This window comes from Mycolicibacterium sp. XJ870 (assembly GCF_053483975.1).
This window is the reverse complement of record NZ_JBEFTI010000002.1, coordinates 478,641-498,426: the sequence shown is the minus strand read 5'-3', so window position 1 is coordinate 498,426 and position 19,786 is coordinate 478,641. Positions and strand designations below refer to the sequence as shown.

Genomic DNA, 19,786 nt, shown 5'->3' with positions numbered 1-19,786 from the left:
TCAGCCGTGCGAGTCTGTGTCTGCTCGCGGGGCTATCCGTTGGCGCCGATCAGCGGATAACGCGCAGTGTCCATCGGCTGGCCGGGTTCGAGGCCGACCACGGTGTCTTGAAAGAACGCATCGGGGTTGGGCCGGTACACGGCATCGGCGTCCATGTACACCGTGGCTAGCGAGATGCGCGGGGTGCCGGTGGCGTTGGCGCCGGCCTGGTGGACTAGATCTGCGTGATGGAAGGTGCAGTCGCCGGCACGTAGTGGCACGGTGACGCGCGGCCACCAGTGCAGTTCGGGCCGGACACCGAATGGGTCCACGGTTGCGGCGTCAGGGCGAGAGCCCTCTGGCCAGTGGTGCGAGCCGGGGAAGAAGGTCAGGCACCCACGTTCGACAGGTACGTCGACCAAGGCCACCCAGGCGGTCAGCGTCACAGGCGCCGCTTCGATCGGGAACACCGGGCCGTCGATGTGCGCGGGAGTGGGCGCAGATCCGCTGTTTGCTTTGCGCAGCAGTTCGGTCTTGAACATGCGCAGGCGGTGGCGTGCCAGTTGTTCGGCGATAGCGGTGATCCGCTGATGCAAGGCCAACCGACGCATGGCTGCGCTGGTGTGTTCAGGTTCGGCGACCCAGTCCATGACGGTGCCGGCTTCCGGCGCGTCCCACCGGACGGTGGTGTTGGCTTCGAGTTGAGATGTCGCGTCGGCATGGAACTCCTCGACCTCGGCTTCGGTGAGTACAGCCCGAACATGGAGGTAGCCGTCGTTGCGATAACGGTCGATGAGGGTGGCCGGGAGTGCAGCCCTGGTTGACGCCGGTGCGGAGTCGGTCATGGTTATACCGTAGCCAGCCAGGGAATTTCGGCTGGTCACCGGCGGTCGCGTACCGACGATCCGCCCTCCGGCTCAACCCGGATCAGGCGGTTAGAGCTGGGGCGCGACCGGATTCTGTCCTGCTCGGGTCCAGGCCGCCGTCGACGGCAGAAGGGCCAGCACGATCGTGGCAATCGGAAGTATGAAACTCAGGGCTGCGAGTGCATTGATGTCGTAGGCCCCGTAGCCGCCTGTCGCGGCGATACTCGATCCGAGGCTTATCGTGCTGCCCACGATGATCAAACCGCATCCTCCGACGATCAGCCTGCGGCCGATTACCTTGTGTTGCAACAGCTTTACTATTCCCGCGAGGAGTAGGAGTCCGCATACGATGCTCAGCAGCGTCGCGAGGACCGTCAGTGTGAGCACCCCGGCGGACCTGCCGGCCAAGGCCCGCAAGGCCGCGTTGCCTGCGAGTGCGGCGAACCCGATCAGTCCGAGGATGCCGTTGCCGAGAGTCATCAGCGCGCCGAGCCCGGCCAGGACGGCGGTGATGACAGCGGTGACCCCGCTCGGCGGTGCGGGCTGCTCCGGAACGTCCGGTCCATCGAAAGAGGTCATTGCGGCTCCGATCCTACAAATAGCAGGCCGCACAGAGGGATTCGCAGACCTACAGGCGTCATCTCAACCTGGATAGGGCGGGTAGTACTGAGGTGCGACCGGATTCCGTTTCGCCTGGATCCACGCGGTCGTCGACGGCACCAGGGCCAGCACGAGCGTGGTGATCGCAAACATGAGGCCCACGAGGTCAGGACCGGTGCCGCGGTCGTACTCATAGTCTCCGATGGTCGAGGGCACCAACATGAAGTTGATCAGGGTGCTCAGAATGAATACGGAGCACCCTGCGATCACGAGACCGCGGCCTATTATGTTGCGTAGCAACAACATCAGTGCTCCGATCAGGAGCAGCAGCCCGCAGACAACGTTGAGCATGACAACGGCGACCAGCCACGTCCATCCGCCGTCGGTGACCGCGGGGCTGCTTTCTAGGGTCGATTCGCCCATGATCGCGGCGAGTCCGAAGGCCATGAGCAGGCCGCCGAAAAAGTTTGCAAAGCCGCCGAGCCCGGCAAGAACACCCGCAGTGATGCCCGAGACCCCGCTCGGCGATGCACTTTGCGGGGGCTGCAGGCCATAGGGCTGCGGTGGATAGCCGGGCTGCGGATAGCCAGGATGCGGTGGGTACCCGGGGTGCTGCGGGTACCCGGGTTGCTGCCCGCCCGGGTATCCGGGCTGCTGGGGGTAAGCCGGTGGCTGGTAGCCGGGCTGCTCGGGAATCCCCTGACCATAGGGCCCGTTGGGATAGGTCACAGATTCCCCCGATCCTCGAAGATGGCGGGCTCACCATATCCGGATTTCGCAGATCAGGGCGCTTTCAGGTAGCCTGGGCCGGTTGCCGACGCAGGCGACCCTCCTGCCACGGAACACGCCGTGGCCGCAACGACCATAGGAGGTGATGGGTTCCATATGCGTCCATACGAAATCATGGTCATTCTCGACCCCACTCTTGACGAGCGCACCGTAGCTCCGTCGCTGGAGACGTTCCTCAACGTCATCCGCAAGGATGGCGGGACTGTCGACAAGGTCGACATCTGGGGACGCCGCAGGCTGGCCTACGAGATCGCCAAGCACGCCGAGGGCATCTACGCCGTCGTCGACGTCAAGGCAGAACCGGCCACCGTGTCCGAGCTCGACCGTCAGCTCAACCTGAACGAGTCGGTGCTGCGGACCAAGGTGATGCGGACCGACAAGCACTAGAACGCTGCAGGCTGTCATTCGCGTTGCGTAGGCTCGCGCGAAATAGGCCAATCCCCAGGAGGATCTCGTGGCTGGTGACACCACCATCACCGTTGTCGGAAACCTGACCGCTGACCCGGAACTGCGCTTCACTCCGTCCGGAGCGGCCGTCGCCAACTTCACCGTTGCGTCGACACCGCGCATCTACGACCGCCAGAGCGGTGAGTGGAAGGACGGGGAGGCGCTGTTCCTCCGGTGCAACATCTGGCGTGAGGCCGCCGAGAACGTGGCCGAAAGCCTGACCCGCGGCTCGCGGGTGATTGTCACCGGGCGGCTCAAGCAGCGGTCCTTCGAAACCCGCGAGGGTGAGAAGCGCACCGTCATGGAGGTCGAGGTCGACGAGATCGGTCCGTCCCTGCGCTACGCGACGGCCAAGGTCAACAAGGCCAGCCGTAGCGGCAGCGGCGGTGGGGGCGGCGGCTTCGGCGGTGGCGGTAGCGCCGGCGGCGGTAGTGCACCGCGGCAGTCCGAACCCAAGGACGATCCGTGGGGCAGCGCCCCGGCATCGGGCTCGTTCAGCGGGGCCGACGACGAACCGCCCTTCTGATCAACATCGAAATTTTTGCAAGGAAGAGATAACCAATGGCCAAGACCAACAAGCGTCGGCCGGCACCGGAAAAGCCGGTCAAGACCCGCAAGTGCGTGTTCTGCTCGAAGAAGGGCAAGAACCAGATCATCGACTACAAGGACACCGCGCTGCTGCGCACCTACATCAGCGAGCGCGGCAAGATCCGTGCCCGCCGGGTGACCGGCAACTGTGTCCAGCATCAGCGCGACGTCGCCGTCGCGGTCAAGAATGCCCGCGAGGTGGCTCTGCTGCCGTTCGGCTCGTCGACGCGGTAGAGGAGATACACCATGAAGTTGATTCTCACCGCTGAGGTGGAGCACCTGGGCGTCGCCGGCGATGCCGTCGAGGTCAAGGATGGCTACGGCCGTAACTACCTGCTGCCCCGTGGGCTGGCCATCGTCGCCTCCCGTGGTGCCGAGCGCCAGGCCGAGGAGATCCGCCGGGCCCGCGAGACCAAGGCCGTGCGTGGCCTCGAGCACGCCAACGAGCTCAAGACCGCGTTGGAGAACCTGGGCGAGGTGTCGCTGCCCGTTCACGCCGCAGGTGACACCGGCAAGCTGTTCGGTTCGGTCACTGCGGCCGACGTCGTCGCCGTCATCAAGAAGGCCGGCGGGCCGAACCTGGACAAGCGTACGGTGCAGTTGCCCAAGGCGCACATCAAGTCCGTCGGTACGCACCCGGTGACCGTTCGCCTGCACACCGGGGTGGAAGCCAAGGTGTCGCTGAACGTCGTCGCCGAGTAGTAGCGCCAGCGTCGATACGCCCGGGTCGGGAGCCGTCAGGCTCCTACCCGGGCGTTGCTGTGTCTGGCTGGCGAACATTCTGAGCAAAAGGCTGGACAGCGAATCTAACCAGGCGTTAACCTGTTCGGCCCTTCGACGCAACACAACACGCCCGGGATGGCAACCCGCGACGACACGCCGAAGAATTTCCCATCCACAGTGATCCACCGGTGGTATGTCACCCTGACCTGGGAAAACAACACAACACGCGGCGGTAATCCACAGGTTCTCCCCAACGCCCTAACATCGCTGCCCACAGATATCCCCATGCCATCCACAGGTTCACTAACAGGCCGGGTTTCGGCGGCCTCCAGCAACGTCTAGCGTGAGCCGTCGCAGGGCAGTTCGGGCGGTCGTCGTGAGGCGGTTGTCGGGGGCCTGAATTACAGTCGCGGTACCGATTCGAATAAGTGTTCGAGCAATGTCTCGGAAGGGGTGGGGAGTCCGTGGCTGTAGTGGACGACCTGGGACATCCGGATGGGCATGCGGGCGTGGACGGCCCGCCGCCGAGCGAGGATTTCGGCCGCCAGCCCCCGCAGGACATGGCCGCCGAACAGTCGGTGCTGGGCGGCATGCTGCTGAGCAAGGACGCCATCGCCGATGTGCTGGAGCGGCTGCGGCCCGGTGACTTCTACCGACCCGCGCACCAGAACGTCTACGACGCGATCCTGGACCTCTACGGGCGGGGTGAGCCCGCCGACGCCGTGACTGTGGCCGCCGAACTCGACCGGCGCGGGCTGCTGCGGCGCATCGGCGGAGCGCCCTATCTACACACCCTGATCTCCACCGTGCCGACCGCCGCCAACGCCGGCTTCTACGCGGGCATCGTGGCCGAGAAGGCGCTGCTGCGCCGGCTCGTGGAGGCCGGGACGCGGGTGGTGCAGTACGGCTACGCCGGGGCCGACGGCGCCGATGTCAGCGACGTCGTCGACCGCGCCCAGGCCGAGATCTACGACGTCACCGAACGACGGGCGTCCGAGGACTTCGTCCCACTCGAAGACCTGCTGCAGCCGACGATGGACGAGATCGACGCGATCGCCTCGGCGGGCGGCATCTCCCGTGGCGTGCCGACCGGGTTCACCGAACTCGACGACATCACCAACGGGCTGCACTCCGGGCAGATGATCATCATCGCGGCCAGGCCTGGTGTGGGGAAGGCGCTGGCGCTCGATACCCCACTGCCGACGCCGGCCGGCTGGACCACCATGGGCGATGTCGCCGTGGGGGATTGGCTGCTCGGCGCTGACGGTGAGCCGACGCGCGTTGTGGACGCGACCGACGTGATGCTGGGCCGGCCGTGCTTCGAGGTCGAATTCTCCGACGGGACAACGATCGTCGCCGACGCGCAGCATCAGTGGCCCACCGGCGAGGGCATCCGCACGACGGGCGCATTGCGGCCCGGGCTGGACGCCGTTGTCGCGCCTCACGGAAGTGGCCTGCTGACGGCAGTGGCGCAGATCGCGGCCGTGCGCCGGCTGCCCAGCGTCCCGGTGCGTTGCGTTGAGGTGGACAACACCGAGCACCTGTACCTCGCAGGCCCCGGCATGGTGCCCACGCACAACTCCACGCTCGGTCTGGACTTCATGCGGTCCTGCTCGATCAAGCACCGGATGGCCAGTGTCATCTTCTCGTTGGAGATGAGCAAGTCCGAGATCGTCATGCGGCTGCTGTCGGCCGAGGCGAAAATCAAACTGGCCGATATGCGTTCGGGCCGCATGAGCGACGACGACTGGACCCGGCTGGCCCGCCGCATGAGCGAGATCAGCGAGGCCCCGCTCTTCATCGACGACTCACCGAACCTGACCATGATGGAGATCCGGGCCAAAGGGCGCCGGCTGGCGCAGAAAGCGGATCTCCGGCTAGTCGTTGTCGACTACATGCAGCTGATGAGCTCGGGAAAGAAATACGAGTCCCGCCAGCAGGAGGTGTCGGACTTCTCCCGAAGCCTCAAGCTGATGGCCAAGGAACTTGACGTCCCGGTGGTCGCGATCAGCCAGCTGAACCGTGGTCCCGAGCAGCGGACGGACAAGAGGCCACAGGTGTCTGACCTTCGCGAGTCCGGCTGCCTGACCGCGAACACGCGAATCCTGCGGGCCGACACCGGCGCTGAGGTCACCTTCGGTGAGCTGATGGCCACCGGGGAGCGCCCGCTTGTGTGGTCGTTGGACGAGCGCAAGCGGATGGTGGCCCGCCCGATGACCAACGTGTTCTACAGCGGACACAAAGAGGTCTTCAAGCTCCGGCTGGCGTCCGGGCGCGAGGTCGAGGCCACCGCCAACCATCCGTTCCTGACCGTGGACGGTTGGGTTCCGTTGGGGGAGTTGAAGCCTGGCGACCGACTGGCCACGCCGCGACGGGTGCCCGAGCCCGTGCAGACCGAGCGCATGCACGACTCCGAGGTCGTGATGCTGGCCCACATGATCGGCGACGGGTCGAGCGTGAAGCGTCAGCCGATCCGCTACGCGTCGATCGACGAAGCCAACCTGACGGCCGTGGAGATATCGGCGGCGTACTTCGGAATCACGCCGATTCGAGACGAGTACCCTGCCGCGCGGGTGACCACGATGAGGCTGCCGGCGCCGTACCGGCTTGCGCGCGGCAAGCGCAATCCGATCGCCGAGTGGCTGGACAAGCTCGGGCTGTTCGGCAAGCGCAGCTATGAGAAGTTCGTTCCCAAAGAGGTTTTCGCGCTTCCTAACGATCAGGTGGCGTTGTTCCTCAAGCACCTGTGGGCGACGGATGGGTCGGTGCGGTGGGAACCTGTGGCGGGTCAGGGCAAGATCTACTACGCGACGACGAGCCGCCGCCTTGCGGACGACGTCGCTCAGTTGCTCCTTCGTGTTGGCGTGCACACGCGAATCAAGTGCGTCAAAAAGATGGGTTATCGCGACTGCTGGCACGTTTGTATCGATCGTGCCGCGAACCAGACCGCGTTCCTCACCAAAGTCGGGGTGCACGGAGCTCGTGGCGAGAAGGTTCGCGAGGTTCTGGAAGAACTCGGCCAGAGGACGCGTAAGCCTGGCTCCGACACCGTCCCGCGCGAGGTCTGGAACACCGTTCGAACGGCGTTGGAAACCAAGCAGTGGAACCACCGCGACCTCAGTCTTGCGGCGAATGTCGTTGTGTCAGAAGCGCGATCGAAACATGCTCCTGGCCGTTCGACATTGCACCGTGTCGCCGCCGCTTTGGAGGATCGGGATCTGCATGATCTCGCCACCAACGATGTGTTCTGGGACAAGGTCGTCGAGATCACGAGCATCGGCGAGCACGACGTGTACGACGGCACCGTCTCAGGTCTGCATAACTTTACAGCGAATTGCATAATCTTGCACAATTCACTCGAGCAGGATGCGGACATGGTGATGCTTTTGCACCGGCCGGACGCATTCGATCGCGATGACCCCCGTGGTGGCGAAGCCGACATCATCCTCGGCAAGCACCGCAACGGGCCGACGGCGACGATCACCGTGGCACATCAGCTTCACTTGTCGCGGTTCACGAATATGGCGCGGTAGCCACAACTCTTTGTGGCTGCTCAAGTTTGATGTCCTTTTCTCAAGTGAAATGTTCAGACGATGTCCAATTGGACATCTGAGTGAGATTTTCAGGTGCCGCAGGTGCGCTAGCGAGGACCCGTACGTCCTGCCAGGTGTATGCGGATGACCCTCCTCGACGACAAAGACGGAGACGCCCGTAAGGATCTTCGACTATGGCCTCGAATACGTGGTCCCTTTTCTCGGTCGGTGAGCTCGAAAAGTACTGTCTGACAGGTGAATTCGTTGCAAAGGCGCACTGACAAGCGCCTGGTGTTCGTGCGCTTGTGGCGGCTGGGGCTGTATCGCCTGGCCTGCCACGCGAAGGCGATCCCCATTGATATCCATCCAAGGGGCCACACAGTTCGCCGCGCGATAGCGGCGGGAGGTTTCACGGCAATGCTTCTGAGCGCAGGATGTTCGGCTGGTGAGGTGCAGTCATCCCAGGAAGCCGGCGAAGCGCACTCACAGCGCGCCGGCATCGACTTCGAACTCACCCTTCAGCCGCGGAGCCATTACCGTCGCCCGGGTGGAGTAGATGAGCGCCGTCACCGAGACACCGGTCGGCGTCCTCTGCACAGATCCCACCGGAGGGGCGATCGGTACGCGGATCATCCGCCGCCTCACCTCGGTGTCACACGAGCACCACGGATCCTTCAACCCCGCCACCCTGGAAGATCTCACTGGACCGGACACGCGTCTCGTCGTCCCTCCCTACACGGTAGGTGACATGTCCCGGAATAACGTGTCATGTCACCTAGTTGTTGGATGTGAAACGCAACAAGCGTTTTCGACAACAGGAGGGCGAGATGGCTCAGCTCGAAGGAAAAACAGCACTGATCACCGGCGGCACATCCGGCATCGGTTATGCCACGGCGCGCGCCTTCGCCGACGAGGGCGCCAAGGTGTTCATCACCGGGCGTACGCAACAGCGCGTCGACGCCGCCGCAGCGTCGCTGGGTTCCGGTGTCGTCGGTGTAGCCAGCGATGTCACCAACAGCGAGGACCTAGACCGACTTGTCGGGGTCATCCGCGACGCAGGCGCCGGCCTTGACATCGTCTTCACCAACGCTGGCAGTGGTGAGTTCGCCACGCTGGAGGACGAGACACCCGAACACCTCATCGACACGTTCAACCGCAACGTGGGCGGGACGGTGTTCACCGTGCAGAAGACGCTGCCGCTACTCAATCCCGGTGCCTCGATCGTTCTGTCCGGCTCCACCGCGGCCACGAGGGGTACCCCGGCATTCGGCGCCTACGCCGCGGCAAAGGCTGCTGTCCGGTCCTTCGGCCGTACCTGGGCCACCGAGTTGGGCGAGCGTGGCTTCCGGGTCAACACGGTCATACCCGGTCCCATCCTGACCGAGGGACTCACTGAACTGGTGCCTGATAAAGACCAGCGGCAGGCGTTCTTCGACGGTCTGGCAACGAACCCGATGAAGCGGATAGGTGATCCTGCCGAACTGGCCGCCGTGGTGGTGTTCCTCGGGTCCGATGCTAGCGGCTTCATGACAGGTGCGGAGATCTTCGTCGACGGGGGCATGAATCAGGTTTAGCCGGTCTATCTGAGGTCGGGACGCGGCAAGGTGCCCTCGCGCAACAGACTCTCGTGTACAACGGCGAGGATGTCGGCGAGGGCATCCTCGTGCTCGGGATCCAGATCGGCGAAGAACGCCCGGTGTACCCACTCTGCATGCACCGGGGCAGCGCCGGCGAGCCGGTCCCAGCCCTCGTCGGTCAGGACAACGACAGTGCCGCGACCGTCGGTGTCACAGGTTGTGCGCTCGACCAGGCCGCGGCGTGCCATCCGCATCAGGTGGTGAGAAACCCGGCTGCGTTCCCACCCGATCACCGTGGCCAGTGTGGTCAGCTGCAGGCGGCGATCCGGTGCGCGCGAGAGCGTGCTGAGTACTGTGTAGTCGTAGAGTGAAAGGCCGCACTCGGTGCGCAGGTGACGGTTCACCTCATATTCGAGCCGGTGATAGACCCGCATGAAATTCAGCCAGGCACGCTGCTGCGTCGGCGTTAGCGGGTACTCGCCGGAATCAGTCATCGTGCATCATGGGCAAGCATGCAGTCCATCGAAGCAAAACTCAACCTGGACACGCGGTTTCGGTGATTCTGCTTGTCGGCGACCTGACCGAACGGGGTAGGGATAGAACACGAATACGACGTTCGCACTTATGGTGCATTCTGCATGACTCAGTCGGTGCCGTCCTGCACCGGATAGTCGATGACGACCACACCGCCGGTGGCGTAGTTGACGACATCGGCGGCCAGCCGCTGGCCTTGCGGCGACGACCGCGCCGCGGCCAGGGCGGCGGCGTCAGCGAAGTCGGCTTCGAAGACCGCGAAATACGGCGCTTCTCCGTTGGTCGCCGCGACGTCGAAGCTGTAGCGCCACGCAAGCAGGCCGGGCCAATTCCTGACCAGTGGAAGGTGGTTGTTCACGTAGTAGTCGCGGAAATGGTCAGGGTGGGCGGGCTTGGGATATAGGACCACCGTCTTATGCATGACGACCTCCGTCCAGATCAAGGATGTGTGTGAGTGCGATGTCCGGTACCGCGGTCAGTTGAATCGTCATATGCGCAGGTTAGGGCTTGATGTGTGGCCGAGGGAAAGACCGGGACGGGATAGACTCAGAACGGATCGTTATCAATCGGCAGGGAGGGCATGTGGCGCCGAACACGGTGAGCCTGCGGTACTTTCTGGTGCTGGCGCAGGAATTGAACTTCACCCGCGCTGCCGCACAGATCGGTATCGCGCAGCCCGCACTCAGTGCCCGGATGCGCCGATTGGAGGCGGAACTCGGTACGAGCCTGCTGGTTCGCAACACACGAAGCGTCGTATTGACCACGGCCGGTGCGGCTTTGGCGGAATCCGCGCCGCCCGCGCTGGCGGCGCTGGACCGAGCATGGGACACCGCCCGCAATGCCGGGGCCGGTGAACTGGGCACGCTGAGCATCGGATACAGCCTCAGCACTGGGGCCGACACGACACCGGCCCTGGTGGACAGGCTCATTCGCAGCAGCCCGGGACTCGCGGTCGGCGCGGTCCCGATGGCGACACCGGAGATCTCTCCCGCGGTCGCCGACGGCCGCATCGATGCCGGGATCACCCGCGGTGAACAGCCGCGTCGTGGCGTGCGCCGGTTCCTGCTGCGGCGCGAGCGCGTCGGGGTCCAATTGGCACAGCATCATCCGCTGGCCGAACATCCGGAGATCGCGATCGGCGATGCGGCCGCGTATCCGCTGCGGCTCCCCGACCGTACGGCCAACCCCGTGATCCACGATCAGCTGTCCGCACTGTTCCGCGACATCCGGCCGAGCCCCCGGTTCTACACGCCCGCAGTCTCTTTCGACATGTCTCAGCGCGACCTACGCGATGGGCTCACCCTCGCTCCGGCCGGTGAAGTCGCGGCCACGACGCAACCGGCCGGTCTCACGTGGCGGCCGCTGCAGGGCGCACCCACCTTGACGATCCACCTGGTCCTCCCGCCCGTGCAGTCACCACTACACCGCCGCATCCGTACTGTCGCCAAAACCCTTGCACGCGAGCTGCACTGGCTGCCGGACTGACTGGCCGACATCGCCGAGCAACTCACCGCCCGCGCGAGAGAATCCGGCGTGCACAACCGAACCCTGCTCAGCCTCGCCGACATCTCCCACCTGGAGCGGACTGAAGAAATGCCAATGCGCTGAGACAACAACCGCTGGCCGCCACGTGAGACAAACCAGAAAAGCCCAGGTCAGTTAGCTGACAGATGCCACGAATTTTGAGACCCTACACTTGTTGTCGAGACGCAACGCGAATTAGCAAAACCCGGTTCGTTGTTAAACCAGACCCATTGGTTTGGTTGCTAACCAACCTGGCTGGGTGGCCGACGGAAGCTGCATTGCGGCTCGATGTGCGTAGAAGCGAGACCTGGCACCTACGAGCGACGATCCGCACGGACCGCAACCACTTTTGACATCGACAGCGGCGCACTGCCGTTCGGGGAAGCGCTGAGTAGCGGTCGTCTTACTCTCGATAAAGCGCGCGTTGCTGCCCCTGTCCTTGCGCGGCGTTCGGCCTACCGCGTTAATCGCCTCTAGCCATGCGATTTGGGTGCGTTTAGCGGCGCTGACCGCCGCTGGATGCACCGAAATCGCTCAGTCCGGGAAGTCGAGCGGGATGGCAGTCACGGGCGGCGTTGGGCGGTCAGCGGTGTGGTGAAAGCCCGAGCGCCGGAGCCAAAGCCGTCAGTACCGGCACCAGATCCTTGGTGCCGATGACCTGAATGGCGACGTGATCAGCGCCGGCTGCACTGTGCTGATGGATGCGTTGAGCTATCTGTTCGACGGTGCCGTATGCGATGACGGCATCGACCAGTTCGTCGCTGCCCGGTTTGGCGACGTCGTCGTCGGTGAAGCCGAGGCGTTTCCAACTGTTGCGATAATTCGCCAGGCCGAGATACAGGTCGAGTGCCGCGCGGCCTGACGCGCGGGACGCTGCGGCGTCGTCGGACAGCACGACCTTCTGCTCCGGCGCCAAGAAGGCGGTCGGCCCCATCACTTCGCGTGCCCGAGCAGTGTGCTCAGGAGTGGTGAGATAGGGGTGCGCACCGGCCCCGCGCCGCGCGGACAGCTTCAAGATCCCGTCGCCGAGTGCGGCGAGGACGCGGCGGTGCGCGGGCACGCCGTAGCGGTCCAGGTCGTCAAGGTAGGCGTTGAGTGCATCGAAGGGCTTGTCCCACTGAGAGATTGCTTCGCGGTGGCCCGCGCCGATGCCGAGCACGAACCGTCCCGGGTAACTGCGCTCGAGACGGTGAAACGCCTCTGCCACGGATGCGGCCGGAGAGGTCCAGATGTTGATGATCCCGGTGGCAGCCTTCAGCGCCGTGGTCTGATCGAAGATCGGGTCGACCCAGGACAGGTCGTCAGGGGCGGCGCTACTGACCCACACCGCCCCATAGCCCAGCCTTTGGATTTCCACGGCGACCTCGGGGGAGACCGGGGTGGTCGTCCACACGCCGAACTTCCCGAGGTCGGGTTTGCCGGCCGTATCGCGCGGTGTCGCCGGTGCTGTTGCAGCGATGCCTGATTCGTTGGTGCGCATTACTTTCCGTTCTGCATAAGAGTTCGAATTCGTGGTGGCTTCCTGCCTCCGTCACATGTTGAGAACCCGATTCAGGCGAACGCCATAGTCCTCGTCCGGGTTTGTTCCGTCCGCGCCGAACCGTTCAGCGATGGCGGCCATACCGATGTCGCGGCGCTTGGGTGATCTGGCAACGTCGGCTGCCGCAAGCGCGGCCGGCATCTCATCGCTGGTCAGGTCGGTGCAATACGCCGGCGTTCCGGGTTGCTGGCGCCACGACTGGTCCAGCCTTCCGGCGTCGAAACCGTCGAAGCCCGTCTCCTCCACCAGGGCAATGCCGACGGCCCGCGACGCGGCATCATCGGCCGCAACGGGGATCGCTATGCGGCCCGGCGTTCCCGGCGGCACGCCCTTGTTGGCGAATGATCCTGATCCAATGGCGTTCCATGCCTTGACAACTGGGCGACCGAGTTGGTCAGCAACCCAGAGGCTTTCGATCCGGCCGTCCTCGATGGCCCGGATCTGGGAATCCCGCGTCGGGTAGTAATTGGACGTGTCGATGACGACGGTGGCCGGTGACGCATCGTCCACAATCGGCGCGATGCCGGGAACGCGGTTGAGCGGGACGGAAAGGATGACGACGTCGACATCCTTCACGGCGTCCGATGCCGGCACTGCCCGTGCCCCTGTCCGTAGTGCCTCGGCCTCGATCGTTTCTGGGCCGCGTGAGTTGGCTACCTTGACGTCGTGGCCGGCGGCCGCGAGCTGCTGACTCAGTGTCTTGCCAATGTGGCCGACGCCGATGATTCCGATCTTCATTGCCATCTCCTTCGTAGTGCCTGGCCTAGTCGACCGCGGGGTGTGCGAGTCCTTCGAGCGTGCGCCGAAGGTCATCGATGCCCGCGTCGGTGAGTTGGCACGCTGACTTGATTTGGTCGGTAATGCCTCGGATCTCGGGTTCGAGCTCGCGGCCACGGGCTGTCAGATCGACGAACACTCTCCGCTCGTCAGCCGTGTCCCGTGTCCGCGTCACCATGCCGATGGCCTCGAGTCGCTTGACCAACGGCGTGATCGTGCCCGTGTCCATGTCGAGGCGGGCGCCTAGAGCGCCGACCGGAAGCGGCGCGCCATCCAGTAGCGCCAGTACCACTAGGTATTGCGGAAACGTCAAGCCCAGCGGTTCGAGGAAAGGCTTGTGCTGACGAATCATCCGGTTAGCGGCCCCGTACAACGCAAACGAAAGCTGCTGACCCAAGTGATTACGAGATGCCTTCGGCACAGTCCGACCGCTTCCCTAGCAGGCCATCTGCTATCATTCGAGATACTAGCACGCTAGATAAATCGGGGGTTGGCCTTCGATGCCGGCAAGGTTCTTGAGGGCCGTCGTGATGTCGGTTGCCCCGCCTGGCGATACCAATAATTCGTATCCTCTTGCGTGTGGGTAAGAACACGTCGTTCAGCCTTGATGAGCATTACAGCGCGTTCATCGAGGAGGAGGTCGCATCGGGCCGTTACGGCTCGGCCAGCGACGTCGTGCGGTCCGCTCTGCGGTTGCTTGAGGATCGTGAAACCCGCCTGCGCGCGTTGAGGCTGGCCCTCATTGCTGGCGAACAAAGTGGTGAGTCGACGCCACCAACGGATGGATGCCGACCGGCACCTCGACTGACCCATGCAGCGGACGTCCTTTTCGCAACCTTCGATGCATTGCGCGACGTAATCTGGGTTTCCGACACCTAAGTCGGCGGCGGCCACGACGAAAGGTGTTCGCACAGTGAAGGTGACAGTAATGGGGGCCAGTGGCCTCATCGGAACCCTCCTCGTCGATCTCCTGACCCGGGAGGGCGAGGACGTGGTCGCCGCATCCCGGCGTTCCGGTGCCGATGTGCGCAGCGGCGCGGGCCTCGCCAAGGCGATCTCGGGCGCCGACACCCTCGTTGACGTCACCAATTCGCCGTCCTTCGACGACGAGGAAGTGATGGACTTCTTCGTCGGGTCGACCACCAATCTGGTGGCCGCGGCACGGGCGGCGGGCGTGCGCCACTACGTCGCACTGTCGATCGTGGGCGCCGACCATTTGCCGGACAGCGGCTACATGCGGGCCAAGGTCGCCCAGGAGCGGATCATCGCGTCGTCGGGGCTGCCCTACACCATCGTGCGGGCCACGCAGTTTCATGAGTTCGCGGCGGCGATCGTCGAATCGATGGTTGTCGAGACCGATGCGGATGTGGACGACCAGCATGACGTACGGGTGCCGGATGCGCTGATTCAGCCGATCGCGGCCGACGAGGTGGCAGCGTTCCTGGCCGAGGTTGCGATATCGCCGCCGCGCAACCACGTGATCGACATCGGTGGGCCCGAGAAGATCTCGTTCGCTCGGCTGGCCCGGGAGGTGCTGGCCCTCCACCACGACGATCAACGGGTGGTGGTCGATCGGCAGGCGGCCTACTTCGGTACGACGTTGAAGAAGGACAGCCTGGTCACCGGGGTCGGAGCGATGATCGCCTCGATCCCCTTCTGTTGATCGGTTGCTCGCTGGTGCGGGGTCCGACCGGATCGGCCAATCACATCTAAGGAAGAGTGGACATCGTCGGTGTCAGTTCGTAGCCTTGCCGGGTCAGATAAAGCCGGGCCAAGATCGGTCCTTGCAGCGAAGGATCGTGATTCTCCGAATGACCCGCGTGCGCCATTCACTTCGGCGAACGGTGTGCGGTTCGGTAGCCGCGATCCTGGCGCTGGCCATTTCGATGAGCGGTGCGTACGCAGACCCGGCCGCTGACGCGCTGGCCAAACTCAATGAGCTGTCCCAGCAGGCATTGCAGACGCGCGAGGCCGTCACCACTGCCCAACGCGAAGTCGACGCCAAGCTGGCCGCTCAGACGACAGCCGATGAGCGTCACCGCGCCGATCTGCAAACCCTTGAGGCCGCGAACACCCAGCTTCAGCCCCACCAGGCTGCGGTCGACCGCCTGGCGGCGATGACCTACATGAGTGGACGCACGGGTCAGGTGGCGGCGCTGCTCACGGCGGCCTCCCCGCAGCAGCTGATCGATCAGCTGTCGCTAGAGCGGACGCTCGCCGAGGGGACAGCCGACCAGTTGGAGGCCTATAAATCAGCACGTGAGCGTGCGGCCACCGCTGCCCAGGCCTCGGAGAGATCGGCCGCGGACGCTCGCGCCTCGGCCGAGCAGGCGTCCAAGGTGCGCGCAGACCTGCAGGCCAAGTGGCGTGAACTGTTGCGTCAGGTCGCCGCCGCGGAGGCGCAATACGCGGCGTTGACACCGCAACAGCAAGCGGTGATCGACAATGCGGGCACACCTCCGCCGCCGAGTGCACCCGCGCCGGCAGACCCGGCGATCGTGGCGATGCCCGGCGTGCCTCCCGCCGATCCATCTCTCGCAGCTGCTCGGGCTGACATCCCGGAGGCGTTGCCCGTCGGTGTCGCGAACGAGGCCGGGTTGCAGCCCAACACGGTCCTGGCCGCTCGGGCCGTCAGCGCACGGTTTCCCCAGATTGCGGACATCGATGGGGTCCGGCCCGATTCGAAGCCGTGGCATCCCAGCGGTCTGGCGATCGACATCATGATTCCCAATCCCGAAAGCCCCGAGGGCATCGCGCTCGGAAACGAGATTCTTGCGTTCGCGATGAGTAATGCGGCCCGATTCGGGTTACAGGACGTGATCTGGCGGGGCACCTATTACACGCCATCTGGTCCGCAAGCATCGGGTTACGGCCACTACGACCACGTGCACATCACCACGACACGACGCCGCTGACTGACGGGTCGGCAATCTACCCGCTCAGATGTGCCCACCGGGGAACATCGTCTTGACGGCCTGAGTGATGTTCTCGCGGGCCGCGGCGGCGCTGGTGGGGTCCAAGGAGCTGATCGCCATCACGTAGCGGCGCTCGGGTCCGATCGCGCCGGTGGACACGTGCAACTGGTTGCCGCCGTTCCAGCAGCAGAACCAGCCCTGCTTGACCGCAACCGGCTCGGCATTGAGCCCGTCGGGGATGCCGAACCGCTGCGGGTACCCGTCATTTCCCGTCGGTGTCGATTGCGCGAGATTGCTGATGATGACGTTGGCCTGTTCGGGTGGAAGCCCACCGGCGCCATCCAACAGCATGTCGTAGTAGCGGACGAGATCGCTTGCTGTGCTTTGCGTGACGTCCCAGTGCCTATTCGCGGGCGCCGTCGTGCCCGTTAACCCGTACCGCGCGACGACGCGCGCGATGACGGCGTTTTGACCGCTGCGGTCCCAGAAGCTCTGGGCGGCACTGTCGTCGGAGGAACGCAGCATGACATCGAGTGACTTGCGGTCGGCCGGGGAAAGTTCCGCCCTGCCCTCGGACTCCTGCAACAGCAGGTCGTCGGCGATGAACAACTTCACCACCGATGCGATCGGGAAGGGACTGTTGGCCGCGTTGGAGACGATCTGGCCGGTGTTGCGGTCCAGCACAACGACTTTGATATCGGCCCCGGATTCGGCCGCATCGGCGGTGGCTTGACGGACGCGGGCGTCGAGTCCCTCGAATGGCGCCACCGGCTGGGCGGGCGGGGCTTCCGGCATCGGCGCAAACGAAGCCGGCGGGGTGCGGTCAGCTGCCGGCGGCGTAGCCCAGACCTGTGCCTCACAACCGGATACGAGCATCGCCACACAGCCGATCGCCGCCATCGTGATCATCTGATTCGGCAACCACCGACGCATTGGTCTCCTCCAAACAGGTCCTGAAGCAGGGGAGCGGGGGTCACCGCCGTTCGGACCGATTACCCCCAGCTTATGGGAATGAAACTTGCGCGGCATCGCGCAGTTGGTGCCGGTCACCTCTCACCACAAGGGCGATCCGAATACTTGTTGGTCGCCCTCACACGACAGGGCACAAATGCGCCCTGTCAGCAGGCCGTGCATCTGGGTCGATCAACACGCCGAAGGCTTCTCAAAGTCTCCGACCGCCAATGCAGGGCTTACCTAGTCGCCGTCACATTTTGCGTCTCCGCCAAGCGGAGCAACACGGCCGCGAGGGCTGATGGTCGTGAGAGGAACGGGGAATGACTCGCGGAGAGCTCGACCACATCGGCGCCGAGCCGATCGCGAGCGATTCGCTTCGACCAGTCAGGGCTGATCACCCGGTCGTCGCTACAAATCACGGAAGTACAACTGACTGCGGGGAATTCGGTCAGCGAGAACGGTAGGGTGCTCGGGTAACTTGCCTGGGGTCGAAGACGGTTGAACGCGGCCTCTACAGTCGGTTCGTCACAGTCGGCATATAGCAGCGTTCGACCACAATCAGGATCGACCCATGTCGTTCGGGATTGCGCATCGGGTGCACTCAAACCGGCGTCCCAACCCGGAAGCATCATGTCGGTTCCGGCTATCTGATCGTAAACGCTTCGGCCGATGGCCGGGATGACGGCGCACAAATACACCAAATGGCGTACTGCACGAGAAGCGGCGACCAACGGAATCGTATTGCCGCCCAATGAATGTCCCACGAGCACCACATCGTGGTTGCACCCATCGAGGGCGGCGCAGACCACATCGGCGTAGGTCTCGAAGCTCGCCGAGGCGTTGTCGCACGGCAAATCTATAGCCACCGCATCGTGGCCTTCTTGCTGCAGAAGTGGAGTTAGTCGCTCCCAGCACCAGGCACCGTGCCAAGCACCATGCACCAGGGCAAACGTCGTCACGCGGGGCTGTCTATCCGCCGGCGGTTGGCTCGCACCACTCGCACCATCAGCGAGGGATGCAGTAAGCGGGCCGGTGAGTCGATCATTCCGCTGACTCTTAGGAATTGCTCGGCGACAGGCAGGTCTGTTTCGGCGGCGGTCAGAACTTTCTCTATGTAGGCGTTCGTGATACGCATCGAAAGTGGCCGCGGTCCAACCACATCCGGTAGGGCTAGATCGGAGCCCACGGCCATCTGCCACGCCACACGAATTTTCTTGGCGCTGTCCCGGAAGAACCGTCGCGGCAGGTCACGTTCTCCGCGGCGCAGGCAGTCGCGCAGCACGAGCGCTTCTATTGAGGACACCGTCATGCCTTGCCCGTAAATCGGATTGAAGCTGCAGACGGCGTCGCCGAAAACGATCAGGCCGTCGGGAACCTGACGCATCTTGTCGTAGCGGCGCCACCGGTTGGATGGGACGCGATAGCGCGCCGGCTCCTCCACTTGTTCGGCGTCACGCAACGCTGCGAGCGCCGAAGGCGGCGCCAACTGCTCGCCGAATTTCAGCACTGCGGCCCGCTCGGTAGGAGGCTGCAGTCCGAGCATCCCGCCAAGAGTGAGCATCCACGTGTCATTCTCGTATCCCACGAACGCGAAGGTGGTCGGCCGGCCGGGTTCCGGGAAGACACCGAACAGGCCCACATCGAGGGTTCCCGCAGGGATACGCAGGAGTTGACTGGCGTACGCCAGGTGCACGACCACTTCATCCTCGCGCGGGCGGCCGTAACCGAGCGCTTCCAGAAAGGCCGGGGTACGTGAGCCGCGCCCCGTCGCGTCCACGACGAGGTCGGCCATCACAGTCGTCTCGGCGCCGCCTTGGCGGTTCACGACCCGTGCACCAATGACACGGCCATGGTCTGAGGTCAGTCCGGCGACGTCGTGACGATCGAGGAACTTTACGTTGGGAATGTCCTGTAACCGTTGCCGCAGATGGCTTTCCAGAAACGGCCGGCTCGGATAGTACTGGGATGAGTCACGGTTCCGCAGTGAACCGGAGCGGCAAAATTGGTGACCGCCTACCGAAACGTCGACCTTGGACAGGTCCCCGTCGTCCCAGACGGGAACACCGTCTGCGACTAGCTCATCGAGAAAGCCCGGGAACAATTCGTCCAGCACTTGCGAGCAGCGCGGCAGGACGACATGGCCGTGTTGGCCTTGCGGCACACCCCGCCGGTTCACCGGATCGACAGGCAACGCATCGCGTTCGACCACTGTGACGGCGTCGTAAAAGTCGGCCAATACCCTGGCGGCGAGCAGTCCACCCACGCTTGCCCCGAGAACGACGGCGTGACCATTTTGCCCGTTCACCGAGGTGCGCCCGTTCTTGACCATGGTGTTAAGAAAGCCCCACGGAAACTGCCTAAGCATCATCCGAATGAATGAAACCGAGTACTGTCCAGCTAACCGGTGGGCGACAAACGCCACGGTGCGACGGCTGGGACT

General features: G+C 64.2%; 22 protein-coding genes. 10 read left to right on the top strand and 12 right to left on the bottom strand.

What is annotated here, in order from left to right; translation table 11 throughout:
- Positions 1–32: 32 nt before the first annotated feature.
- The 3 genes from ABQF30_RS13925 to ABQF30_RS13915 form a co-directional block, all read right to left on the bottom strand.
- The gene (locus tag ABQF30_RS13925; RefSeq protein ID WP_448464565.1) at positions 33–824 is read right to left on the bottom strand and encodes a phytanoyl-CoA dioxygenase family protein; all 792 of its coding nucleotides are present in this window, start codon (positions 822–824) and stop codon (positions 33–35) included.
- A gap of 90 nt (positions 825–914) precedes the next feature.
- Complete coding sequence (locus tag ABQF30_RS13920) at positions 915–1,424, bottom strand: hypothetical protein (protein WP_448464563.1); 510 nt, start codon at positions 1,422–1,424, stop codon at positions 915–917.
- A 63-nt stretch (positions 1,425–1,487) separates the two neighbouring features.
- Positions 1,488–2,174: a hypothetical protein gene (locus ABQF30_RS13915; protein ID WP_448464561.1), complete on the bottom strand. Its 687-nt coding sequence runs from the start codon at positions 2,172–2,174 to the stop codon at positions 1,488–1,490.
- 156 nt (positions 2,175–2,330) lie between these two features.
- On the opposite strand from ABQF30_RS13915, the gene rpsF reads away from it, so the two are divergent.
- From rpsF to ABQF30_RS13890, 5 genes are all read left to right on the top strand, one after another.
- Positions 2,331–2,621, top strand: a complete 291-nt coding sequence (rpsF, locus tag ABQF30_RS13910; protein ID WP_069414353.1) for a 30S ribosomal protein S6 — start codon at positions 2,331–2,333, stop codon at positions 2,619–2,621.
- 67 nt (positions 2,622–2,688) lie between these two features.
- Positions 2,689–3,207: a single-stranded DNA-binding protein gene (locus ABQF30_RS13905; protein WP_448464558.1), complete on the top strand. Its 519-nt coding sequence runs from the start codon at positions 2,689–2,691 to the stop codon at positions 3,205–3,207.
- A 35-nt stretch (positions 3,208–3,242) separates the two neighbouring features.
- The gene (gene rpsR, locus ABQF30_RS13900) at positions 3,243–3,503 is read left to right on the top strand and encodes a 30S ribosomal protein S18 (protein ID WP_395309231.1); all 261 of its coding nucleotides are present in this window, start codon (positions 3,243–3,245) and stop codon (positions 3,501–3,503) included.
- A gap of 12 nt (positions 3,504–3,515) precedes the next feature.
- Complete coding sequence (gene rplI / locus ABQF30_RS13895; RefSeq protein ID WP_448464556.1) at positions 3,516–3,971, top strand: 50S ribosomal protein L9; 456 nt, start codon at positions 3,516–3,518, stop codon at positions 3,969–3,971.
- Between the two features lie 485 nt (positions 3,972–4,456).
- Positions 4,457–7,525: a replicative DNA helicase gene (locus ABQF30_RS13890; protein WP_448464554.1), complete on the top strand. Its 3,069-nt coding sequence runs from the start codon at positions 4,457–4,459 to the stop codon at positions 7,523–7,525.
- Positions 7,526–8,008: 483 nt separating this feature from the next.
- On the opposite strand, the gene ABQF30_RS13885 is transcribed toward ABQF30_RS13890, so the two are convergent.
- Positions 8,009–8,158, bottom strand: a complete 150-nt coding sequence (locus ABQF30_RS13885) for a hypothetical protein (protein WP_448464552.1) — start codon at positions 8,156–8,158, stop codon at positions 8,009–8,011.
- A 194-nt stretch (positions 8,159–8,352) separates the two neighbouring features.
- Here ABQF30_RS13885 and ABQF30_RS13880 point away from each other — a divergent pair, with 194 nt between their 5' ends.
- On the top strand, positions 8,353–9,099 hold the full coding sequence (locus ABQF30_RS13880) for an SDR family oxidoreductase (RefSeq protein ID WP_448464550.1): 747 nt from the start codon (positions 8,353–8,355) through the stop codon (positions 9,097–9,099).
- Between the two features lie 5 nt (positions 9,100–9,104).
- On the opposite strand, the gene ABQF30_RS13875 is transcribed toward ABQF30_RS13880, so the two are convergent.
- Positions 9,105–9,596 (bottom strand): MarR family winged helix-turn-helix transcriptional regulator, encoded by a 492-nt coding sequence (locus ABQF30_RS13875; protein WP_448464548.1) that lies wholly within the window; start codon positions 9,594–9,596, stop codon positions 9,105–9,107.
- A gap of 149 nt (positions 9,597–9,745) precedes the next feature.
- Complete coding sequence (locus tag ABQF30_RS13870; RefSeq protein WP_448464546.1) at positions 9,746–10,057, bottom strand: EthD family reductase; 312 nt, start codon at positions 10,055–10,057, stop codon at positions 9,746–9,748.
- A 161-nt stretch (positions 10,058–10,218) separates the two neighbouring features.
- On the opposite strand from ABQF30_RS13870, the gene ABQF30_RS13865 reads away from it, so the two are divergent.
- On the top strand, positions 10,219–11,121 hold the full coding sequence (locus ABQF30_RS13865; RefSeq protein WP_448464544.1) for a LysR family transcriptional regulator: 903 nt from the start codon (positions 10,219–10,221) through the stop codon (positions 11,119–11,121).
- Positions 11,122–11,743: 622 nt separating this feature from the next.
- Here the strand turns inward: ABQF30_RS13865 and ABQF30_RS13860 are convergent.
- From ABQF30_RS13860 to ABQF30_RS13850, 3 genes are read right to left on the bottom strand one after another with little or no spacing between them, the layout of a single operon-like run.
- Entirely contained in the window at positions 11,744–12,640 is an 897-nt protein-coding gene (locus ABQF30_RS13860; protein ID WP_448464542.1) for an LLM class F420-dependent oxidoreductase, read from the bottom strand.
- 51 nt (positions 12,641–12,691) lie between these two features.
- A complete protein-coding gene (locus ABQF30_RS13855; protein WP_448464540.1) occupies positions 12,692–13,444 on the bottom strand; it encodes an NADPH-dependent F420 reductase in 753 nt (250 codons plus the stop codon).
- 19 nt (positions 13,445–13,463) lie between these two features.
- Positions 13,464–13,829 (bottom strand): MarR family winged helix-turn-helix transcriptional regulator, encoded by a 366-nt coding sequence (locus tag ABQF30_RS13850; RefSeq protein ID WP_448464538.1) that lies wholly within the window; start codon positions 13,827–13,829, stop codon positions 13,464–13,466.
- A gap of 227 nt (positions 13,830–14,056) precedes the next feature.
- Between ABQF30_RS13850 and ABQF30_RS13845 the strand changes: the two genes are divergently transcribed.
- From ABQF30_RS13845 to ABQF30_RS13835, 3 genes are all read left to right on the top strand, one after another.
- Positions 14,057–14,356, top strand: coding sequence for a type II toxin-antitoxin system ParD family antitoxin (locus tag ABQF30_RS13845; protein ID WP_448464536.1), 300 nt, complete (start codon positions 14,057–14,059; stop codon positions 14,354–14,356).
- Between the two features lie 34 nt (positions 14,357–14,390).
- Entirely contained in the window at positions 14,391–15,140 is a 750-nt protein-coding gene (locus tag ABQF30_RS13840) for an SDR family oxidoreductase (RefSeq protein WP_448464534.1), read from the top strand.
- A 148-nt stretch (positions 15,141–15,288) separates the two neighbouring features.
- The gene (locus ABQF30_RS13835) at positions 15,289–16,392 is read left to right on the top strand and encodes a coiled-coil domain-containing protein (RefSeq protein ID WP_448464532.1); all 1,104 of its coding nucleotides are present in this window, start codon (positions 15,289–15,291) and stop codon (positions 16,390–16,392) included.
- 24 nt (positions 16,393–16,416) lie between these two features.
- Here the strand turns inward: ABQF30_RS13835 and ABQF30_RS13830 are convergent, their stop codons facing one another.
- The 3 genes from ABQF30_RS13830 to ABQF30_RS13820 form a co-directional block, all read right to left on the bottom strand.
- A complete protein-coding gene (locus ABQF30_RS13830; RefSeq protein WP_448464530.1) occupies positions 16,417–17,325 on the bottom strand; it encodes a serine hydrolase in 909 nt (302 codons plus the stop codon).
- A gap of 257 nt (positions 17,326–17,582) precedes the next feature.
- Positions 17,583–18,305: an alpha/beta fold hydrolase gene (locus tag ABQF30_RS13825; RefSeq protein WP_448464529.1), complete on the bottom strand. Its 723-nt coding sequence runs from the start codon at positions 18,303–18,305 to the stop codon at positions 17,583–17,585.
- Positions 18,302–19,768 (bottom strand): FAD-dependent oxidoreductase, encoded by a 1,467-nt coding sequence (locus tag ABQF30_RS13820; protein WP_448464527.1) that lies wholly within the window; start codon positions 19,766–19,768, stop codon positions 18,302–18,304. Before ABQF30_RS13820 ends, ABQF30_RS13825 begins: the two co-directional genes overlap by 4 nt.
- Positions 19,769–19,786 lie beyond the last annotated feature (18 nt).